This is a genomic window from Simplicispira sp. GW247-4R2A (genome assembly GCF_059424465.1).
The window spans coordinates 133,936-151,681 of sequence record NZ_JBWKZM010000001.1; the positions used below are offsets into that span (position 1 = coordinate 133,936).

At 69.3% G+C, this 17,746-nt stretch carries 16 protein-coding genes; 2 read left to right on the top strand and 14 right to left on the bottom strand.

Annotated features, from left to right (window positions below; genetic code table 11):
• Nucleotides 1-246: 246 nt before the first annotated feature.
• Complete coding sequence (locus AC07ZH_RS00650) at nt 247-1,452, bottom strand: phospholipase A (RefSeq protein ID WP_119109326.1); 1,206 nt, start codon at nt 1,450-1,452, stop codon at nt 247-249.
• 232 nt (nt 1,453-1,684) lie between these two features.
• The gene (locus tag AC07ZH_RS00655) at nt 1,685-3,754 is read right to left on the bottom strand and encodes an ATP-dependent helicase (RefSeq protein WP_495198117.1); all 2,070 of its coding nucleotides are present in this window, start codon (nt 3,752-3,754) and stop codon (nt 1,685-1,687) included.
• A gap of 114 nt (nt 3,755-3,868) precedes the next feature.
• Between AC07ZH_RS00655 and AC07ZH_RS00660 the strand changes: the two genes are divergently transcribed.
• Together AC07ZH_RS00660 and AC07ZH_RS00665 are read left to right on the top strand one after the other, a co-directional pair.
• A complete protein-coding gene (locus tag AC07ZH_RS00660; RefSeq protein WP_495198252.1) occupies nt 3,869-4,822 on the top strand; it encodes an AEC family transporter in 954 nt (317 codons plus the stop codon).
• Between the two features lie 89 nt (nt 4,823-4,911).
• A complete protein-coding gene (locus AC07ZH_RS00665) occupies nt 4,912-5,166 on the top strand; it encodes a DUF3297 family protein (protein ID WP_495198118.1) in 255 nt (84 codons plus the stop codon).
• Nucleotides 5,167-5,224: 58 nt separating this feature from the next.
• Here the strand turns inward: AC07ZH_RS00665 and AC07ZH_RS00670 are convergent, their stop codons facing one another.
• The 12 genes from AC07ZH_RS00670 to AC07ZH_RS00725 all read right to left on the bottom strand — a co-directional run bounded on the left by AC07ZH_RS00670 (nt 5,225) and on the right by AC07ZH_RS00725 (nt 17,637).
• Nucleotides 5,225-6,115 (bottom strand): F0F1 ATP synthase subunit gamma, encoded by an 891-nt coding sequence (locus AC07ZH_RS00670; RefSeq protein WP_495198119.1) that lies wholly within the window; start codon nt 6,113-6,115, stop codon nt 5,225-5,227.
• A 3-nt stretch (nt 6,116-6,118) separates the two neighbouring features.
• The gene (locus AC07ZH_RS00675) at nt 6,119-7,693 is read right to left on the bottom strand and encodes a F0F1 ATP synthase subunit alpha (RefSeq protein ID WP_495198120.1); all 1,575 of its coding nucleotides are present in this window, start codon (nt 7,691-7,693) and stop codon (nt 6,119-6,121) included.
• On the bottom strand, nt 7,690-8,439 hold the full coding sequence (locus tag AC07ZH_RS00680) for a F0F1 ATP synthase subunit B (RefSeq protein ID WP_495198121.1): 750 nt from the start codon (nt 8,437-8,439) through the stop codon (nt 7,690-7,692). The genes AC07ZH_RS00675 and AC07ZH_RS00680 overlap by 4 nt, the downstream gene beginning before the upstream one ends.
• 2 nt (nt 8,440-8,441) lie before the next feature.
• Complete coding sequence (locus AC07ZH_RS00685; RefSeq protein ID WP_119109320.1) at nt 8,442-8,693, bottom strand: F0F1 ATP synthase subunit C; 252 nt, start codon at nt 8,691-8,693, stop codon at nt 8,442-8,444.
• 5 nt (nt 8,694-8,698) lie between these two features.
• Complete coding sequence (locus AC07ZH_RS00690) at nt 8,699-9,376, bottom strand: F0F1 ATP synthase subunit A (RefSeq protein WP_495198122.1); 678 nt, start codon at nt 9,374-9,376, stop codon at nt 8,699-8,701.
• Complete coding sequence (locus tag AC07ZH_RS00695; RefSeq protein ID WP_495198123.1) at nt 9,373-9,642, bottom strand: N-ATPase subunit AtpR; 270 nt, start codon at nt 9,640-9,642, stop codon at nt 9,373-9,375. The genes AC07ZH_RS00690 and AC07ZH_RS00695 overlap by 4 nt, the downstream gene beginning before the upstream one ends.
• Nucleotides 9,639-9,929: an AtpZ/AtpI family protein gene (locus AC07ZH_RS00700; RefSeq protein ID WP_119109317.1), complete on the bottom strand. Its 291-nt coding sequence runs from the start codon at nt 9,927-9,929 to the stop codon at nt 9,639-9,641. The genes AC07ZH_RS00695 and AC07ZH_RS00700 overlap by 4 nt, the downstream gene beginning before the upstream one ends.
• Nucleotides 9,926-10,381, bottom strand: coding sequence for a F0F1 ATP synthase subunit epsilon (locus AC07ZH_RS00705; RefSeq protein ID WP_119109316.1), 456 nt, complete (start codon nt 10,379-10,381; stop codon nt 9,926-9,928). Before AC07ZH_RS00705 ends, AC07ZH_RS00700 begins: the two co-directional genes overlap by 4 nt.
• The gene (gene atpD, locus AC07ZH_RS00710; protein ID WP_119109315.1) at nt 10,378-11,814 is read right to left on the bottom strand and encodes a F0F1 ATP synthase subunit beta; all 1,437 of its coding nucleotides are present in this window, start codon (nt 11,812-11,814) and stop codon (nt 10,378-10,380) included. The genes AC07ZH_RS00705 and atpD overlap by 4 nt, the downstream gene beginning before the upstream one ends.
• A 39-nt stretch (nt 11,815-11,853) precedes the next feature.
• Complete coding sequence (priA, locus tag AC07ZH_RS00715; RefSeq protein ID WP_495198253.1) at nt 11,854-13,932, bottom strand: replication restart helicase PriA; 2,079 nt, start codon at nt 13,930-13,932, stop codon at nt 11,854-11,856.
• Nucleotides 13,933-14,241: 309 nt separating this feature from the next.
• A complete protein-coding gene (gene hemE, locus AC07ZH_RS00720; RefSeq protein WP_495198124.1) occupies nt 14,242-15,354 on the bottom strand; it encodes a uroporphyrinogen decarboxylase in 1,113 nt (370 codons plus the stop codon).
• Nucleotides 15,355-15,399: 45 nt separating this feature from the next.
• Nucleotides 15,400-17,637, bottom strand: coding sequence for a protein-disulfide reductase DsbD family protein (locus AC07ZH_RS00725; RefSeq protein ID WP_495198125.1), 2,238 nt, complete (start codon nt 17,635-17,637; stop codon nt 15,400-15,402).
• Nucleotides 17,638-17,746 lie beyond the last annotated feature (109 nt).

Genomic DNA, 17,746 nt, shown 5'->3' on the forward strand with positions numbered 1-17,746 from the left:
GCAGCGAGGGCGTCGTCCCCCTGCCCGCGCAGCGCAGCGTAGCGAGAGCGGGGGGAAGGCGCGCAGCGCCTCAGGGGCTGCTGGTCGTCTTGCGCGCTCGTCAGCAGCGCACACCACTGGCGCGGCCCCAGGCGTGGGACGCCGAGCAAGGGCCGCCCCGCAGCGAGGGCGTCGTCCCCCTGCCCGCGCAGCGCAGCGTAGCGAGAGCGGGGGGAAGGCGCGCAGCGCCTCAGGGGGGTGTTCCTGTTAGAAATCCACCAGGCTCAGGCCGACGCTGAAGACCGTGCGCTTGTGGTTGTAGTCGATCATGCTGTCGCCGTAGCCCGAGAACAGCTGCGTGTGCAGGCGCAGGTTGCTCTTGCCGCCGCCCAGCCCCGTGCCCAAGGCCTGCAGCCACTCCAGCCGTGTCGAGCCACGCGCCGTGCTGCCCAGTGAGCTGCGCACGGTCAGGCCCAGGGTGCTGTCCGGGGTGGCGTTCCAGAACGCCGACAGCTCGCCGCGGCCGATGTAGTCGCTGATGTCCGGGTTGTCGTCGCTGCTGGCGTCTTCGGCAATGCGTTTCCACACCTTGGCCTGCAGGCGCCAGCGGCTATCGAGCTCGATGCCAGTCATCAGATAGGCGCGGTTCCAGCTGCGAGACAGCGGCTCGCTCTGGCCATTGGACTGGTGCACCAGCCCGATGCCGCTGTAGCGCCAGCGCCAGCCAAAGGGGAGCTGTGCGTCGGTGGGGTAGACGTACATGACCTCGGGCTCGTGGTCGGTGGTGCGGAACGGGCGCGAGATCTGCGGCGTGAACACCTGCCAGTACGACTGTTGGGTGTAGCCAAACCACAGCGAATCCCTCAGCGTAGGGTTGCCCTGGGTCAGCAGGCCCTGGGCCACCTTGGTGCGCACGGAGAGTTGCAAGCGCCCCTCGGTGCGGCGGTAGGGGACCGATTGCAGCGCCGAATGGTCGGGTGCCGGTGAAGTGGGCTCGCGGTCCACGTTGCTGGCAGCCACCACGGAGACGGAAATGGGTCGGTAGCCGCGAAAGCTGAAGGTGCCGCAGTCGGTGCCCGATTCGAGCTCCCAGAAGCGCGAGAGCTCGCTGTACTGTGGGTCGCGGCAGCCCTCGGTGCGGGCGACTTCGATCACGCGCGTGGCGGGCAGGGTGGTGTCCACCTGGGCTTTGGGGGCAGCGGCGTTTTCGATGGCGCTGGCGGCGGGCGCGCCTCCCGCGGCCACGGGCGTGCCCAGTGACTGCTGCTGCGCCCAGCCGTCAAAGCACGCCAGGCGGGCGTTGGAGTCGGCCGTCATGGCCGCGCAGCTGCGCCAGGCGGCGTCGGGCGCGCTGGCACCAGACATGGCAGCGCCGCCGCCCTGGGCCAGCGCGGCGGCGCTGGCCGTCAGGGCCAGCACCAGCAAGGGGCAGGCGCGGGCAGCGCCGTGGGGGGTGAATGCAGACAGGGTCATGAAGAGAAGGGTGAGAAAAATACCAGGCGAATTGCGATGGGGAATGTCTGGATTGTTGGCCGCGCGCGGCGGGCGGCCTGTGGGAGCGCGCCGCAAGCACCGCCTTGTCATGGCGCATGGGCGCGCACGCAAGGCAAAAAGTTTAAGCATTTTTGGCCTCTAGCGCTTATGCAGTAAGCGCAGGAAGCTATTGTTTTTGTAGTATTGTCTGTAGTGCAAATGCAACAGATTCTCAGGCAGTCGCCCCAGGCGCTGCCGCCACCTTGCGTGCGAACTCCGCCCGCAGCGCCTTGAGCTTCTCGCGCGGGTCTTCGCGTGCCGTCGTGGCAGAGAGCGCCATTTCGGCAATGAAGCGGCTGGGTTGCGCGGCCACCATTTCGCGGCCCTTCTTGCGCTTCTTGGTCCAGCTTACCGCCAGCGTGCGCTGGGCGCGGGTGATGCCCACGTACATCAACCGGCGCTCTTCCTGCAGGCGCGAGAGGGTTTCGTCGCTCACCTTGAGCTGCCGCCCGCCATCGTCGTCGAGCTTGAAGGGCAGCATGCCTTCGGTGACCCCGGCCAGCACCACATGCGGCCACTCCAGCCCTTTCGAGGCGTGCAGGGTCGAGAGCGTGACCACGTCCTGGTCTTTTTCACGGTCCGACAAGGTCGAGAGCAGGGCGATGGTCTGCGCCACTTCCAGCAGGCTTTTGGCCTCCTGCGTGACGCCGCCGCCCGCCGTGTCATCCACCTGGCCGCCGGCGCGCTGGGCCATCCAGTCGCAGAACTCCAGCACATTGGTCCAGCGGGCGGCGGCGACTTTTTCGCTGTCTTCGCCGTCGTAGAGGTGCTTTTCGTAGTCGATTTCTTTCAGCCAGTCGGCCAGGAAGCCGCGGGCATTCTCAGCGCCCAGCGTCTGCCGTGCCCGGTATTCCAGGTCGTTCACATAACGGCCGAACTCATGCAGGCCATCGAGCGCCCGGCGCGGCAGGGCGGCGGGCAGCATGGGCGAGAACAGGGCGGCAAACAGGCTCAGCTTGTGCTGCGTGGCAAAGCCGCCCAAAGCGCCCAGCGTGGTGTGGCCGATGCCGCGTTTGGGGCTGGTGATGGCGCGCAGAAAGGCCGGGTCGTCGTCCTGGTTGATCCACAAGCGAAACCAGGCGCAGAGGTCGCGGATCTCGGCGCGGTCGAAAAAGCTGGTGCCACCCGACACTTTGTACGGAATGTTGGCGCGCCGCAGCGCCTTCTCGAACGGCTTGGCCTGGTGGTTGGCGCGGTACAGGATGGCAAAGCTCTTCCACTCGGGCGGTGGGTTGGCGGCGGCGCGCAGGCTCTGGATGCGCGCCACGGCGCGTTCGGCCTCGTGCTCCTCGCTGTCGGCATCGACCACGCGCACCGGTTCGCCCTCGCCCAGCTCGGAAAACAGCGTCTTGGGGAACAGCTTGGGGTTGGGTCCGATCACGTTGTTGGCCGCGCGCAGGATGGCGGAGGTGGATCGGTAGTTCTGCTCCAGCTTCACCACCTGCAGGGTCGGGTAGTCGAGCGGCAGGCGTTTGAGGTTGTCCAGCGTCGCGCCGCGCCAGCCGTAGATGCTCTGGTCGTCGTCGCCCACGGCGGTAAAGTGGCCGCGCTCGCCCACCAGGAGCTTGAGCAGCTCGTACTGCGTGGCGTTGGTGTCCTGGTACTCGTCCACCAGCACATGGCCGAGCTGGCGCTGCCATTTCTCGCGCACCTCGGGGAAGTCCCGCAAAAGCTTGAGCGGCAGGCCGATCAGGTCGTCGAAGTCCACGCTCTGGTAGGCCGTCAAACGCTCTTCGTAGCGCTGCATCAGCAGGGCAATGCTGCGCTCGTGGTCGTCCTTGGCTTGGGCCAGCGCCTGCGCGCCAGTCAGCCCGATGTTTTTCCACAGGCTGATGGTCCATTGCCACTGGCGCGCCGTGGCTGCGTCGGTGGTGCCGCCGGCGGCGTCCTTCAGGATGCTGGTCACGTCGTCGCTGTCGAGGATGCTGAACTGGGGTTTGAGGCCCAGGAGCTTGCCGTCCTCGCGCACCAGGCGCACGCCCAGCGAGTGGAAGGTGCAGATCAGCACGTCCTTGGCCTGGCGGCCGATGAGGCCCTTGGCGCGCTCGCGCATCTCGGCCGCTGCCTTGTTGGTGAAGGTGATCGCCGCAATCGCCTTGGGGGCCATGCCGCGCTCGATCAGGTGCGCAATCTTGTGCGTGATGACGCGCGTCTTGCCCGAGCCGGCGCCGGCCAGCACCAGGCAGGGGCCCTCGGTGAAATGCACGGCGCGCAGTTGGGCGAGGTTGAGACCGGGAGACATGGGGGTAGGCAACGGGCAAGTGGCGCGGCGCTCGCAGGCGCGGCCATGGGGAAGGGAGCCGTGGATGATAGCGAGCTCAAGCGCAGCACCGGCCAAGCCCCGACAATACCGCCCGTGCTCGACGTCCTCCTCATTACTTTTCCCTTCTTCGCCCTGGTGCTCTGCGGCTACCTGGCGGCGCGCGGCGGCGTGTTGCCGCAGCCGGCGATTCCCGGGCTCAATGCCTTTGTGTTGTTTTTTGCGTTGCCCTGTCTGCTGTACCGCTTTGGCGCCCAGACGCCGATTGCCCAACTGCTGGACCCGGCCGTGGCCGGCGTGTACACGCTGTGCGCCGTGCTGATGGTGGGCGGTGCGGTGCTGGCCACGCGCGGCCCGCGCACCAACTGGAACGACGCGGCGTTTGGCGCGCTGGTGGCGGCGTTTCCCAACACCGGCTTCATGGGCGTGCCGCTGCTGGTGGCCCTGCTGGGGGCCACTGCGGCGGGGCCTGCCATCGTCACCATCATGATCGACATGGTGCTGACCACCTCGCTGTGCATTGCGCTGTCGCAGCTCGACGGCGCCGGCACGCATGGCATGGCGGTGGCCTTGCGCCGCGCCCTGCGGGGCATGCTGACCAACCCGATGCCCTGGTCGATCGCGCTGGGCGCGGTCGCCTCGGCGGCGGCGTGGACGCTGCCCGGCCCGGTGGACAAGACCATCGCCATGCTGGCCGATGCCGCCTCGCCGGTGGCGCTGTTCACCATTGGCGCGGTGCTGGCGCGCTCGCAGATGAACCAGCACGAGCGCGTGCTGGTGCGCGACTACGTGCCGCTGGCGCTGGCCAAGTTGTTCGTGCACCCGCTGCTGGTGTGGCTGGTCGGGCGCGGCGCGATGGCGCTGGGTGTGCCGCTGGACCCTTTCGCCTTCACCGTGCTGGTGCTGCTGGCGGCGCTGCCCAGCGCCAGCAACGTCTCGCTGCTGGCCGAGCGCTTTGGCGCGCACAACGGGCGCATTGCCCGCATCATTCTGGTGTCCACGGCGCTGGCGTTCCTGAGCTTTTCGGGAGCGGTGGCATTGCTGACTTGAATGCTATTTTTACGATAGCTTTCAGCGTATGCCAGATAAGCGCTAGAGCCACTTTTGAGTAATATTTTTTACGTTCTGTATTTGCCACCATGACCCAGCCCCATGTTCCCCCCGCGCTGCCCGACCGCCTCAGCGTCGATCCGCGCAGCGCCCACCACGTCGCCGAGGTGTTCCAGCACGATATTGGCATCCGCCTCAACGGCAAGGAGCGCTTTGACGTCGATGAATACTGCGTGAGCGAAGGCTGGGTGAAAGTGCCCGCGGGCAAAACGCTGGACCGCAAGGGGCGGCCGCTGCTGATCACGCTCAAGGGCGTGGTGGAGGCGTTTTACAAGACCGCCTGAAGCTTTGGGGTGCAGGCGGCTTCGACCAACGCCGGGCCTGAGATTCCGGCAGCAGGGCCTAGGGTTCGGCGCCCGCGTCGCTTTGCCGGCGCAGGGAGCGCAGGCCGGCGGCCAGTTCCACCACTTCGGCGGTGATGGCCTCCTGGCGCAGGCGGCGCAGCTCGTCCTGCAGTGTGCTGCCCATCTTCGTGATGTTCTCGTGCGCCGCCGCCATGGCCGAGAGCCGCGCCAGGTTTTCGCAGGCATGGCTGTGCAGGGTGGCCCTGGCGAGCCGCGCCGAGACATATTCGCCTGCCAGCAGGTCCAGCAGTTCGGCGGGCTTCTGGTGCACGCGCGGCGCCTGCTCGGGCGCGGCGCGCAGGGTGGCGAGGTCCAGTGGCAGCAGGCGCTGGCGCCGCAGTTCGAAGTGGTTGCCGGCCCCCATCTCGCCAAACAGCAATTCGACGCTGGCCGCAGGCCGCTTTGCCAGCGTGGCAAGCAACAAGCTGCGCAGCCGTTCACTGGTGGGGATCACGGCATCCGCGTGCGCGACCAGAGGGGCGTGGGCTTCGATCTTGAGCCCGCGCACGTGCGCGATGTGTTGGGCCTGTTCTCCCAGCAGCACGGTGCGCACGGCTGGCGTCCCGGTGGGCAAGGCGTCCAGCACGCGCTCGGTGTAGCCGCCGTTGAAGCCCTGCTCCGCACCGAACACCAGCCACAGCGCTTCGCCGGTGCTGGGGCCGGGGCTGTGGTCGGCGGCAGAGGGCGCTGGCGCATCGCTTTCGGGCAGCAGCGCCAGGGCCTGGCCGATGGCCGCGGCCACGGTGCGGCTGTAGGCGTCCGCACCGGCGATGCGGGCGCGGGCGCGTTCGGAGCGGGCTGCCGCCATGCCGCGCAGCGCATTGACCAGTTCGCCAAAACCTTGCGTGGTGGCAAGCCGTGCTTGCACGTCGGCGGCAGTGCGGTCCACGGTTCACACCACTGCCGTTGCCGGCTCGCCCAGCACCTGGGCCAGTTGCGCACTGAGGCGCTCCTGCAGGCCGGGTGGGGGCTTGCCGCGGGTGCGCAGCGCTGCCGCCAGCACGGGGTCAGCGGCAATGGTGGCGCCAAGTTGCGCGAGCCTGGCCGGCAGTGCCTGCGGGCCGCCGGTATCGAGCAGCCCGGTCTGCAGCGCGATCAGCAGGGCCACCTGCAGCGCCGAGTCCTGCGGCGCCAGCCGTGGCTGGCCCAGGGCCGCGCGGATCAGGCGGCCCCGGGCGATCTGCGCCTGGACGCGCGCGTCCAGCTCGGTCCCAAAGCGGGTGAACACTTCCAGTTCAAGGAACTGGGCGTAAGCCAGGCGCAGTTGCGCCACCGCGCCCCGCATCAGCGGGGCCTGGGTCTTGCCGCCGACGCGGCTCACGCTCAGGCCCGTGTCCACCGCAGGCAACTGGCCCAGCTCGAACTGGCGCTGGTTCAGCACGATCTGCCCGTCGGTAATCGAGATCAGGTTGGTCGGGATGTAGGCGCTCAGGTTGCCGGCCTCGGTGCGCGCCACCGGCAGCGCCGTCAGCGAGCCCCCGCCGCGCTCGGGCGAGAGCATGGCCGCGCGCTCGAGCAGCCGGGCATGCACATGAAAAATGTCGCCCGGATAGGCTTCGCGCCCCGGCGGCTGCTGCATCAGAAGGGCCAGCTCGCGGTGCGTGGCCGCGTGCTGGCTCAGGTCGTCCACCACCACCAGCGCATGGCCGCCCCGGTCGCGGAACCACTCGGCCATCGAAAACCCGGCAAAGGGCGCCAGCCATTGCAGGCCGGGGGCGGTGCTGCCACTGGCCACGACAACAATGCAGCGTTCGGGGGCGCCAAACTTTTCAATGGCGGCGACCACGGCGGCGGCCGATTCCGAGGTTTGCCCGACGCAGATGTAGACGCAGATCAGCTCGCTGTCCTTTTGCGCAACGACGGCATCGACCGCAATCGCCGTCTTGCCCGTGCCGCGGTCGCCGATCAGCAGCTCGCGCTGGCCCCGCCCCAGGGGAAACAGGGCATCGACGGCGAGCGTGCCGGTGTGCACCGGCTCTTGGACCAGTGCGCGCTCGAGAATGCTGGGCGCCCGCCGTTCGGCGGGCAGGCGCTCGGTGCTTGCCACCGGCCCACGGCCGTCGAGCGGGCGGCCCAGCGGGTCTACGACGCGGCCCAGCAGCGCCTCGCCCACGGGCACCTGCACCACGTCGCCCGTGCGGCGCACGGCGTCGCCCACGGCAACGCCAGCGCTGTCGTCGAGCAGCACGCAGGCGATGCTGTCGGCATTGAGGCTGGCCGCGTAGCCCATGCGATCGCTGGAGAAGCGCAGCAGTTCGCCCAGGCGTGCTCCGGCCAGACCGCGAATTTCTGCGATGCCGTCGCCCGTGGCGTGCACGCGGCCGATTTCTTCGAAATGTGCCGGCTGAGCGCCTTCGGGCAGGCGCGCGGCGGCGGCGCTGCGCCAGCGCTGAAGGCTGGCCACCAGGGGTTCGGGCACGGGCGCGGTCTCGCAGACCTCGGAACCTTCGGAGAGGGCCTCACTCATGCCGCTTCCTGCGCCACCGGGGCCAGGGCCTGCCGGGCCTCTTGCAGCGTACGCGCCCAGTGCAGCGCCAGCGTGCCCAGGGCAAAGCGCAGTTCGGCGCCGGCAATGAGGGCGCTGTCGTGCGTGCAGGTGAGGGCCACGCTGTCGCCCAGCAAGGCCTGCAGGCGCGTGCGCAACGCGTGCTGCGCCGCAGGCGCCAAGGCGCGCGCGGTGCACAGCTCCACCGCTGGCGCACGGCCTGGCGCGAACCACTGTGCGCGCTGCGCCTCGGGCGTTGCGGCCACCTGGGCCAGCAGACTCTCGATGAAGGCGCTGTCGTCGGTGGGTGTGTATGTGAGCAGCCGACTGGCCAAATCCACCGCCAGGCCGGAAGCTTCGACAAAGAGCTTTGACTCGGCCTGCTGGCGTTCGCTCGCCAGTTGTGCACGTGCAGCGTCCAGCTGTGCCTTGGCCTCAAGGCGGGCGCTGGCGAGCAGTTGTTCGCGCTCGGCGGCGGCGTCCTGGCGTGCGGCGTCGAGCAGACGGGCCTGTTCGGTTTCCAGGGTTTGCTGCTGGCTCGCCAGCGCGCTGGCGGCCTGCTGCGCCTGTGCCGCTTTGTCGCTGGCGTCGGCCAGCTCCTTGGCGACGAGCGCGCGCCGCGCGGCGATCACGGACTGCAACGGCCGGTACAGCAGCCAGCGCAGCAGTACCAGCAGCACTAGCAGGTTGACCGCTTGCAGCAGCAGGGTGGAGAGGTCGATGTGCATCGTTAGCGCAGGAACGGATTCGCAAACAGCAGCAGCAGGGCGATCACCAGGCAGTAAATGGCGGTGGTTTCGATCATGGCCAGGCCGACAAACAGCGTGCGCGAGATGGTGCTGGCGGCCTCGGGTTGGCGGGCCAGCGCATCCATGGCCGCAGCCACCGAACGGCCCTCGGCGAGCGCCGGGCCAATGGCGCCAAAAGACACCGTCAAGGCGGCGCAGACGATGCTGACAAGTTCAATCCAGTGGTTGTCCATAAGGGTCACTCCGGTTCAGAAGATTCGCTCGCGGCCGCAGCGATGAAGACCATGGCGAGCACGGTAAAAATATAGGCCTGGATCAGCCCGGTGAGCAGTTCGAGTGCCATGAACGGCACGGGCACGAGCAGCCCCGCCAGTCCCAGCACCACGGTGGAGATCACGACGCCGCTCATGATGTTGCCAAACAGGCGCACCGACATCGAGACGATGCGCGTCAGCGCCTCGATCAGGTTCAGCGGCAGTACCAGCAGGCTGGGCTGGGCGTAGCTGCGCAGGTAGCCCCAGAGGCCGTGCCGGCGAATGCCCCAGCCCAGCACGGCGGCAAACACGGCCAGCGCGAGCGCCAGGTCGGTCTCCAGGGCGGCGGTGGGCGGCTCGACGCCGGGTATGAGCCCGCTCAGGTTGGCCGTGAGGATGAAGACGAACAGCGTGGCAATCATGGGCAGGAAGGGCGCGGGGTCGGCATTCATGGTCGAGCGCATCTCCGTCTGCACCAGGTCCAAGGCCAGTTCGGCGAGCGCCTGCACCCGGCCTGGGGTGCGCACCGACAGACGGCTGCGCAGCCAGGCGGCGCCCAGAACGAGCGCCAGCATCACGCCCCAGGTGGTGACCACGGGCGCGGTGATGGCCAGCGGCCCCAGGTGCAGCAGGACTTCGTGCTTGAACGGGCTGTTGGTCATGGGGGTGGCCGGCGGGTTTTGGTAAGGTGAATGACGAGCGGCCGCGCCGCCAGTACCCCGAGTCCCAGGGCCACCAGCGCCAATGGCCCAACGCGCGCGGCGCCGTAGCAGGCACCGGCGAGCAGCGCGAAGCGCAGCAATTGCAGTGCCAACAGACGGCCCCACGGGGCTTGCCCGCTGCCCGTGAGCCGCCCGGTGAGCCAGTGCAGGCTGCCGAAGTGCCATGCGCCCAGCAGCAGGCCGGGGAAGAAAAACAGCGCCGTCATGGTCGGTGTATCCAGCGCCAGGCCGACCAGCCGCCGAGCACAAGGCCCAGCAGCAGCAGCGCTGCGGTGAAGGTGATGCCGGTATGCCAGTGCGCATCCAGCCAGCGCCCCAGCGCGATGCCCAGCAGCGTGGGCACGACCACCACCCAGCCCAGCACGCCCACGCTGGCGAGCTGGTGCAGCAGGCTGGGTTCGCCCTCGCGGCGGCTGCGCTGCTGGCGCTCCCACTGCTGGCGCAGCTGTGCGATCCAGGTGCGGTCTTCCTCTGGCAAGGGGCTCTCGCTCATGGCCATACTCCCGGCGCAGTGCCCATGCCGGCCCTGCCGGGCTGCAGCTGGCGCAGCAGTTGCACTTCGATCTGGTGGCTTTCGCGGCGTGCATGCTCCTCGGTTAGCTGGCGCTGGCGCAACTGCTCCAGCACGGTGTGCTCAAGCTGCGCGGGGTCGCCGCCGAGTACGGCCTCGCGGCTGGCGATCTGCAGCTCGCAACCGCGCCGCAGCGTGAGCACGCCGCTGCGCACCGCGCACCAGTGCCAGGCATCCTGAGCGTCGCGCCAGGACAGCAGGCCGACGCTGAGCACCACCAACAGGTCCTCATGGCCTGGCCACAGGCCGAAGCTGCCCGTGGCATCCTGTGCGCGCACCGAGCGCACGCCCGGTGCATCGACCACCACGGCGCCCAGGCTGGAGAGCACGAGGTGGATGGCGTTGGCCCGTGGCCAGGCGTCGGCCGCGTTCATGGGGTCTTCCTCGCCAGGGCTTCGTCCAGCGTGCCCACCATGTAGAAAGCGCTCTCGGGCAGATCGTCGCCCGCGCCGTCCAGAATGGCGCGGCAGCCGGCCAGCGTGTCTCTCAATGCCACCTGGCGCCCGGCCTGGCCGGTGAAGGCCTCGGTCACGCTGAAGGGCTGGGTCAGGAAGCGCTGCAGCCGGCGTGCCCGCTTGACGCGCGTCTGGTCTTCGGCGCTGAGCTCGGCCACGCCCAGCAGCGCAATGATGTCCTGCAACTCGCGGTAGCGCGCAATGGCCTCGCGCACCTCGCGGGCCAGGTCGCAGTGCGCCTGGCCGACCACCGCCGGGTCGAGCAGGCGCGACTGCGAGGCCAGCGGATCGACCGCCGGGTACATGCCCTCGGCGGCGAGCGAACGCGAGAGCACGATGCGGCTGTCGAGGTGAACGGCAATGGCGGTGACGGCCGGGTCGGTGAAGTCGTCGGCCGGCACGTAGACCGCCTCGATCGCGGTGACCGAAGCGTGTTCGCCACAGGCAATGCGCTCCTGCACCGCCGCCACCTCGCTGGCCAGGGTGGGCTGGTAGCCCACGCGGGACGGCAGGCGCCCGAGCAGGCCCGAGACTTCGGCGCCCGCCTGCACGAAGCGGAACACGTTGTCCATCAGCAGCAGCACATTGCGCTGCTGTTCGTCGCGAAAGTACTCGGCCAGCGTCAGCGCGGTGAGCGGGGTGCGCCAGCGCGCGCCGGACGGCTCGTTCATCTGGCCGTAGACGAGGATGGTATTGGCCAGCATGCCCGAGTTGCGCATGTCCAGCAGCAGTTCGTGCCCCTCGCGCGTGCGCTCGCCCACGCCGGCAAACACCGACAGGCCCTGGTAGGTCTGCGCCATGACGTGGATCAGCTCCATCACCAGCACCGTCTTGCCCACGCCCGCGCCGCCAAACATGGCGGCCTTGCTGCCCAGGGCCAGGGGGGCCAGCAGGTCGATCACCTTGATGCCGGTTTCAAACACGTCGGCCACCGCGCGGCGCTGGCCCAGTGGGAGGGGCGGGCGGTGGATCGGCCGGCGCGGCGTGTCCTCGGGAATCGGCGCGCCGCCATCGCCGGGCTCGCCGAGCACGTTGATCAGGCGCCCGAGCAGGGCGTCGCCCACGGGCACGGCCAGTGGCCCGCCCATGGAGCGCACCGGCACGCCGCGGGCCAGGCCCTGGGTGTCCTGCAGGGCGACGCTGCGCACGGTGCATTCGTCCACCTGGCTCTCGACCTCCAGTGTCAGTGTGGGGGCGCCGGGCGGGCAGGCGAGCAGCGCCGTGCCAAGCGTGGGCAGGATCGAGGGAGGAAAGCGCACCTCGACCACGCCGCCGCGCACGGCGTGCACACGGCCTGGGGCCGGCGCTCCGGGAGCGCTGGCAGCGGCAAGGGATTCGGGCAAGGCGGACATGGAAAGATGCTTTTCATTGTGCACCGGCTGCGAAACGAATCAGATCGCCAGCGGGTCCACGTCCACCAGCCAGCGCACCAGCCCTTTGTGCGCGGGGTCTGCCCGCAGCGCATGCAGCAGCGGTTGCCAGGCGGCCAGAAAATGCTGCAGCGCCGGGCGGCTGGCGCTCTCCACCAGCATTTGGGCCCGCTCGACGCCGGCGACGCGCTGCACCGCCAGCGGGATGGGTGGGTACAGGCTGATGTGTTCCACGCCGGGCAATGCGGCCTCGCGCGCGGCGTTGGCGGCGGCGGCGAGAAACCCCTGGGCGACCTCCTGCGTGCGCGCGTCGGCCCGCACCAGTGCCTGGAAGGCAAAAGGCGGCATGCCCGCCTGCTCGCGCTCGGTGAGCTGCTGCGCGGCAAAGGCGGCATAGTCGTGCCGGCGCAGCGCCTCGTAGACCGGGTGCTTGGGGTGGTGGCTCTGCACCCACATCTCGCACGGGGTGCCGCGCTCGGCCATCCATGCGGCGTCGCGCCCGGCGCGGCCTGCGGCCTGCATCAAGAGGGCAAACAGGCGCTCGGGTGCGCGAAAGTCGCTCGAAAATAAGGCGCCGTCGGGTTGCACCGCGGCGACCAGGCTGACGCGGCGAAAGTCGTGCCCCTTGGCGATCATCTGCGTGCCGACCAGCACGTCCACTTCGCCCGCGTGCACTTGGGCGAGCTGGCTTTGCAGCGCGCCGGCGGCACGCGTGCTGTCGGCGTCGATGCGGGCGATGCGCACCGGGCCGCCGCCTTGCCGGGACGCGCCTTCAAGCAGGCTGGCCAGATGTTCTTCCAACTGCTCGGTGCCGCGCCCCATGGGCGCAATGTCGGGGCTGCCGCAGGCCGGGCAGGCGCGCGGCACGCGCTGGGCGTAGCCGCAATGGTGGCAGCGCAGGCTGCGGTCGATCTTGTGGAACACCTGGTGGGCGCTGCAGTGCGGGCAGTCGCTCTTCCAGTCGCAATCCTGGCAATGCAGCACGGGCGCATAGCCACGGCGGTTGAGCAGCACCATGCACTGCTCACCGCGCTGCACGCGCTCGGTGATGGCGGCCAGCAGTGGGGCCGAGAAGACGGCGCGGCGCGGCTGCTGCCCCATGTCAACGCGGCGCACGCGGGGCAGGGCAGCGGCGCCGATGCGGCTGGGCATCTCAAGCCGTTGGTAGCGACCGCCCTCGGGGTCGCCCTCGCTTGGCGGGCGGCTGGCGTGCCAGCTCTCCAATGAGGGCGTGGCCGACCCCAGGATCACCTTGGCGCCGCAGGCGCGGGCACGCCAGACGGCGAGATCCCGCGCCGAATAGCGGGCGCCCTCCTGCTGTTTGTAGCTGGCGTCGTGTTCCTCGTCGACCACGATCAGGCCCAGGCCAGGCATAGAGGCAAACACCGCCATCCGCGTGCCCAGCACAATGCGCGCCTGCCCGCTGTGCGCGGCGAGCCAGCTCTTGAGGCGCTGCGGGTTGGTCATGCCGCTGTGCAGCGAGACCACCTGGCCGGCGCCAAAGCGCGCGACAAAGCGCTCTTCGAGCTGCGGCGTGAGGTTGATCTCGGGCACCATGACCAGCGCCTGCGCTGCCGGGGCGGCCAGCAGCAGGTCCTGCACGCAGCGCAGGTACACCTCGGTCTTGCCGCTGCCGGTGCTGCCAAACAGCAGGAAAGGCCCATTTTTAGAGTCAATTTCGGCTCTGGCGCTTTCCTGCTCTGCGCTAAGCGCTATCAATGGAGTAGCGTCGGTGTCCGTACCCGCCGCAGCGGGCCTGCGCAGCCGGCGCGCCATCTGCTCGGGCCCCAGGGTGCGCAGCTGCGCCGGCAGGGCGGCCAGCGCCACTTCGCCCAGGCTGCGCTGGTAGTAGCGCGCGGCAAAGGCCACCAGGGCGCGCCAGTGCGCGTTCAGCGGCGGCAGGCCCGCAAGAACACCGGCGATGGCGCGCAGTTGCGCGGGGGGTGCGCCCGGCTCGCTGGCGGGCGCTTCCCACACCACGCCCAGCACTTCGCGCGTGCCCAGTGGCACGCGCACCAGCGTGCCGGGAGCGAGGGGCTGGGGGCTGGCGTAGGTCAGCAAGCCGCCCAGCGCGCTGTGGGCGGGGGTGTGCACTGCCACTTGCACCGTGCAGGACACAACCGCATCGGTATGTCGGACTTCATCCTTCTTTGGCGCATCCGGGTGCAAGTGGCTGATCCTTCAGAAGTTTTTAAAGAATCCAGGGGTTCTGTGGATAACTTTGTGGATAGAACGACCCGACCCGCCGCGAAGCCTTGAAAACAGGGGCTTTGCTTACGTTGCTCAGCAAATCAGCAGTGCCGTTCACCCTATACAAATCAAATACTTACGAGAGGCTTGGGGAAACGCAAGCCGGTGGTGCGGTGTTTTCAGGTTTGTGTGTACAACCAGCAAAAAAATTGCTGTGTGTCAAGCCCCGCGCATCGCCCGCGACTGCTGGTGCACCGCCTCCACCAGCGCGGCGACATGGTCGAGTGGCGTGAACTGGCTGATGCCGTGGCCCAGGTTGAAGATGTGCGTCGGGCCGGTCGCCGTGCGGTCGGTGTGCGGGGTGCCAAAGCTCTCCAGCACCTTGCGCACCTGGGCTTCAATCTGCGCGGGCGGGGCAAACAGCACGTTCGGGTCGAGGTTGCCCTGCAGCGCCTTGCCGGGCCCGCCGACCTTGCCGCCGACCAAGGCGCGCGCCTTGGCCAGATTGGCGGTCCAGTCCAGGCCCAGCACCTCGCAGTCGAGCGTGTTCATCTCTTGAAGCCACAGGGCGCCGCCCTTGGTAAAGACGATGCGGGGCACGTCCTGGCCGTCCACGCCGGTGCGCTTGAGCTGCGCCAGCACGCGGTGCGTGTAGGCCAGGCTGAACTCCTGGAAGGCGCCATCGGCCAGCACGCCGCCCCAGCTGTCAAACACCATCACCGCCTGGGCGCCCGCGTCGATCTGGGCGTTCAGGTACTGGGCCACGGCGTCGGCGTTGACAGCCAGGATGCGGTGCATCAGGTCGGGGCGGCTGTACATCAGGCTCTTGACCAGGCGGTAATCGTCGCTGCCCTTGCCCTCGACCATGTAGCAGGCCAGTGTCCAGGGGCTGCCCGAGAAGCCAATGAGCGGCACCCGGCCGTTCAAGGCCTTGCGGATGCTGGTGACGGCGTCGAACACATAGCGCAGCTTGTCCATATCGGGCACGGTGAGCGCTGCCACAGCGGCTTCATCGCGCACCACTTTGGCAAAGCGCGGGCCTTCGCCCTCGGCAAACGACAGGCCCAGGCCCATGGCGTCGGGCACGGTGAGGATGTCGCTGAACAAGATGGCGGCGTCGAGCGGGAAACGCTCCAGCGGCTGCAGCGTGACTTCGGTGGCGTAGTCCACGTTTGTCGCCAGGCCCATGAAGCTGCCGGCCTTGGCGCGCGTCGCCTTGTACTCGGGCAGGTAGCGCCCGGCCTGGCGCATCAGCCACAAAGGCGTGTAGTCGGTGGCCTGGCGGCGGCAGGCGCGCAAAAAGGTGTCGTTGGTAAGGGGTGCGAAGCTCATGGGGCGATTGTCGCAGGCGGCGACACGCCCTCCTTCAGGCAGGCCTCAAAGCCCGGCCAGCGCCGCCTGCACTTCGCTCTTGCCCAGAATCTCGCTCAGCACCACGGGCGGCTTGCCCTTGGCGTACAGCACATACACCGGCACCCCGCTGCGCCCGAGCTGGGTGAGGGCGGCGGTAATGGCCGGGTCGCGGCGCGTCCAGTCGGCGCGCAGCAGCGTGACCTTGCGCCGGGCAAAGTCGGCCAGCACCTCGGGGTCGGCCAGGGTGGTGCGCTTGTTGTACTGGCAGGTGACGCACCAGGCAGCGGTGAAATCGACAAACACCGGCTGGCCCGACGCGGTGAGCTCGGCCACGCGCGCGGCCGACCAGGGCTGCCAGGCTTGCGAGGTTGCCACCGACGTGCCACCGGCTGGCAGCATGCGCACGACGTTCGGCCCCAGGCCCAGCAGCAGCGCTGCGCTGGCGGCGGCTGCTGCGATGCCCAGCAGCAGGCGTGTGCGGCCGCGCAGCGTCAACGTCCAGACGAGGCTGCTGCCTGCCACCAGCAGTGCCAGCAGCGCGCCGGCGCCATCGATACCACTTTGCTGGCCCAGCACCCACACCAGCCAGACCACGGTGGCAAATATGGGGAAGGCCATGGCGCGGCGGAAGGTGCCCATCCACGGGCCCGGGCGCGGCAGGGCGTGTGCCAGCGCTGGAATAAAGCCGGCCAGCAGGTACGGCAGTGCCATGCCCAGGCCCAGCGCACCAAACACGGCCAGGGCCTGCGGCGCGGGCATGGCGATGGCAAAGCCGAGTGACGCGCCCATGAAGGGCGCCGTGCAAGGCGAGGCGATGGCGACGGCCACCACGCCCGAGAGCAGTGCGTCGGTCACCGGGTGGCGCGCTTGCAGCGTCGCCAGGCGCCCCGGCACGAACTGGCCAAACTCAAACACCCCTGCCAGGTTCAGCCCGATCAGCGTGAACAGCCCGGCCAGCAGCGCCACCACCAGGGGCGACTGCAGCTGAAAGCCCCAGCCGAGCTGCTCGCCCGCGGCGCGCAGCGCCATCAGCAGCCCACCGAGGGCCAGGAAGGAGAGCACCACGCCGACGGTATAGGCCAGCGCCGCCAGGCGCTGCGCGCGCGGCCGGCCACCGTGCCGCGCCAGGGCCAGCAGCTTGATGGCCAGCACCGGGAACACGCAGGGCATGAGGTTGAGCAGCAGCCCGCCCAGCAAGCCCCCGAGCAGCGCGGTGGCGAGGCCGGCCAGTGAGGGCGCCGCAGCGGGCGCGGGCGGCGGCGCTGCGGTGCGGTTGGCTTCGAGTGCGGCTGCGAGCGCCGGCGATACCTCGGCGCGCGGCGCGCCGGCGCTCCAGCCGGCCTCCACCGTGGCGACAGCGCGCCAGCCGGCGGCGCCGCCCGGCGCCTTGCCGTCCGCGAGCGTGAGCACGGCCGGCACGCTGCGCGGGGCGGCATCGCGCTCTGGCGACAGGGGGGTGTCGGCGGTCCACACGGCGCCGTCCCAGCGCTGCGTCCAGTCCTTGCCGCTCTCGGCGGCGGGCACCAGCACGCTAGGGGTTTCGGCAAACAAATCCAGCGCCTTGCCCTGCAGGGCCTGGGGCAGGCCGGCGATGCGCCAGTGCAGGCGTTCGCCGTCGGCACGCACGGTGCTCGCGCCGACGAGCGCGACGGGCTGCTGCGCCGCTGCCTGGGCAAAGCGGGCCGCGTCGCCCGCCGTGGAGCCGCGCAGGGGCACTGCCAGTTCGAAATCGCCTTCTTCAGGGATGCATTCCACGCGGCACACCAGCCAGCTGGCGTGCAGGCGCACCGTGAGCGCGTCGGCCGCGCCGGCAAGCAGTGGCGGCTTGAAGGCCTGCGAGACCTGCAGCGGCACGGCCAGCAGCACCTCGCCTTCGTAGCCGTAGTTGGCCAGCGGGCCGACGCGGATGCGGTGCGGCACCGGCCATGCAATCTCGCCCACGTCCATGCCGGCGGGTAGCGTCCAGCGCAGCTCGGTCGGCAGGCCGGAGTCGCCGGCATTCTTCCAATAGGTGTGCCAGCCAGGCTGGTGCGTGAGCACCAGGCCCAGCCAGGCGGATGCGCCGGGCGCCAGGCCGTCCGGGGCGTGTGCCACGAGTTCTGCCCGCACGCGCGGCGTGGTGACCACGTTGCTGGCGCTGCCAAGGCTGCTGCCCATGGCGCCAGATTTGAAGCTTATTTGGGCGCTAGCGCTTGATGCGCAAGCGCATAAAGCTATGAAAAGCAGAGCAAAAAGTTGCCGGGGCGAGAAAATGGTACGCATGGTCCCAGAGTGTGAGTGCCGGGAGCCTGAGGGGTTCCAGCGGTGGCAGCGAATCCAAAGCCTGAAGTCGCTTGCCTAGGAGCCTGTCGGATTTGCAGCCGACGATTTC

Excerpts from the sequence above, each read along its gene's own strand:
- AC07ZH_RS00690 (WP_495198122.1), bottom strand. The coding sequence starts at position 9,376 with ATGACCAACAGCCCGTTCAAGCACGAAGTCCTGCTGCACCTGGGGCCG.
- hemE (WP_495198124.1), bottom strand. The coding sequence starts at position 15,354 with ATGAGCTTCGCACCCCTTACCAACGACACCTTTTTGCGCGCCTGCCGC.
- AC07ZH_RS00665 (WP_495198118.1), top strand. The coding sequence starts at position 4,912 with ATGACCCAGCCCCATGTTCCCCCCGCGCTGCCCGACCGCCTCAGCGTC.
- AC07ZH_RS00695 (WP_495198123.1), bottom strand. The coding sequence starts at position 9,642 with ATGACGGCGCTGTTTTTCTTCCCCGGCCTGCTGCTGGGCGCATGGCAC.
- AC07ZH_RS00725 (WP_495198125.1), bottom strand. The coding sequence starts at position 17,637 with ATGCGTACCATTTTCTCGCCCCGGCAACTTTTTGCTCTGCTTTTCATA.
- AC07ZH_RS00675 (WP_495198120.1), bottom strand. The coding sequence starts at position 7,693 with ATGAGTGAGGCCCTCTCCGAAGGTTCCGAGGTCTGCGAGACCGCGCCC.
- atpD (WP_119109315.1), bottom strand. The coding sequence starts at position 11,814 with ATGTCCGCCTTGCCCGAATCCCTTGCCGCTGCCAGCGCTCCCGGAGCG.
- AC07ZH_RS00700 (WP_119109317.1), bottom strand. The coding sequence starts at position 9,929 with ATGAGCGAGAGCCCCTTGCCAGAGGAAGACCGCACCTGGATCGCACAG.
- AC07ZH_RS00680 (WP_495198121.1), bottom strand. The coding sequence starts at position 8,439 with ATGCACATCGACCTCTCCACCCTGCTGCTGCAAGCGGTCAACCTGCTA.
- AC07ZH_RS00685 (WP_119109320.1), bottom strand. The coding sequence starts at position 8,693 with ATGGACAACCACTGGATTGAACTTGTCAGCATCGTCTGCGCCGCCTTG.
- AC07ZH_RS00655 (WP_495198117.1), bottom strand. The coding sequence starts at position 3,754 with ATGTCTCCCGGTCTCAACCTCGCCCAACTGCGCGCCGTGCATTTCACC.
- AC07ZH_RS00705 (WP_119109316.1), bottom strand. The coding sequence starts at position 10,381 with ATGAACGCGGCCGACGCCTGGCCACGGGCCAACGCCATCCACCTCGTG.
- AC07ZH_RS00650 (WP_119109326.1), bottom strand. The coding sequence starts at position 1,452 with ATGACCCTGTCTGCATTCACCCCCCACGGCGCTGCCCGCGCCTGCCCC.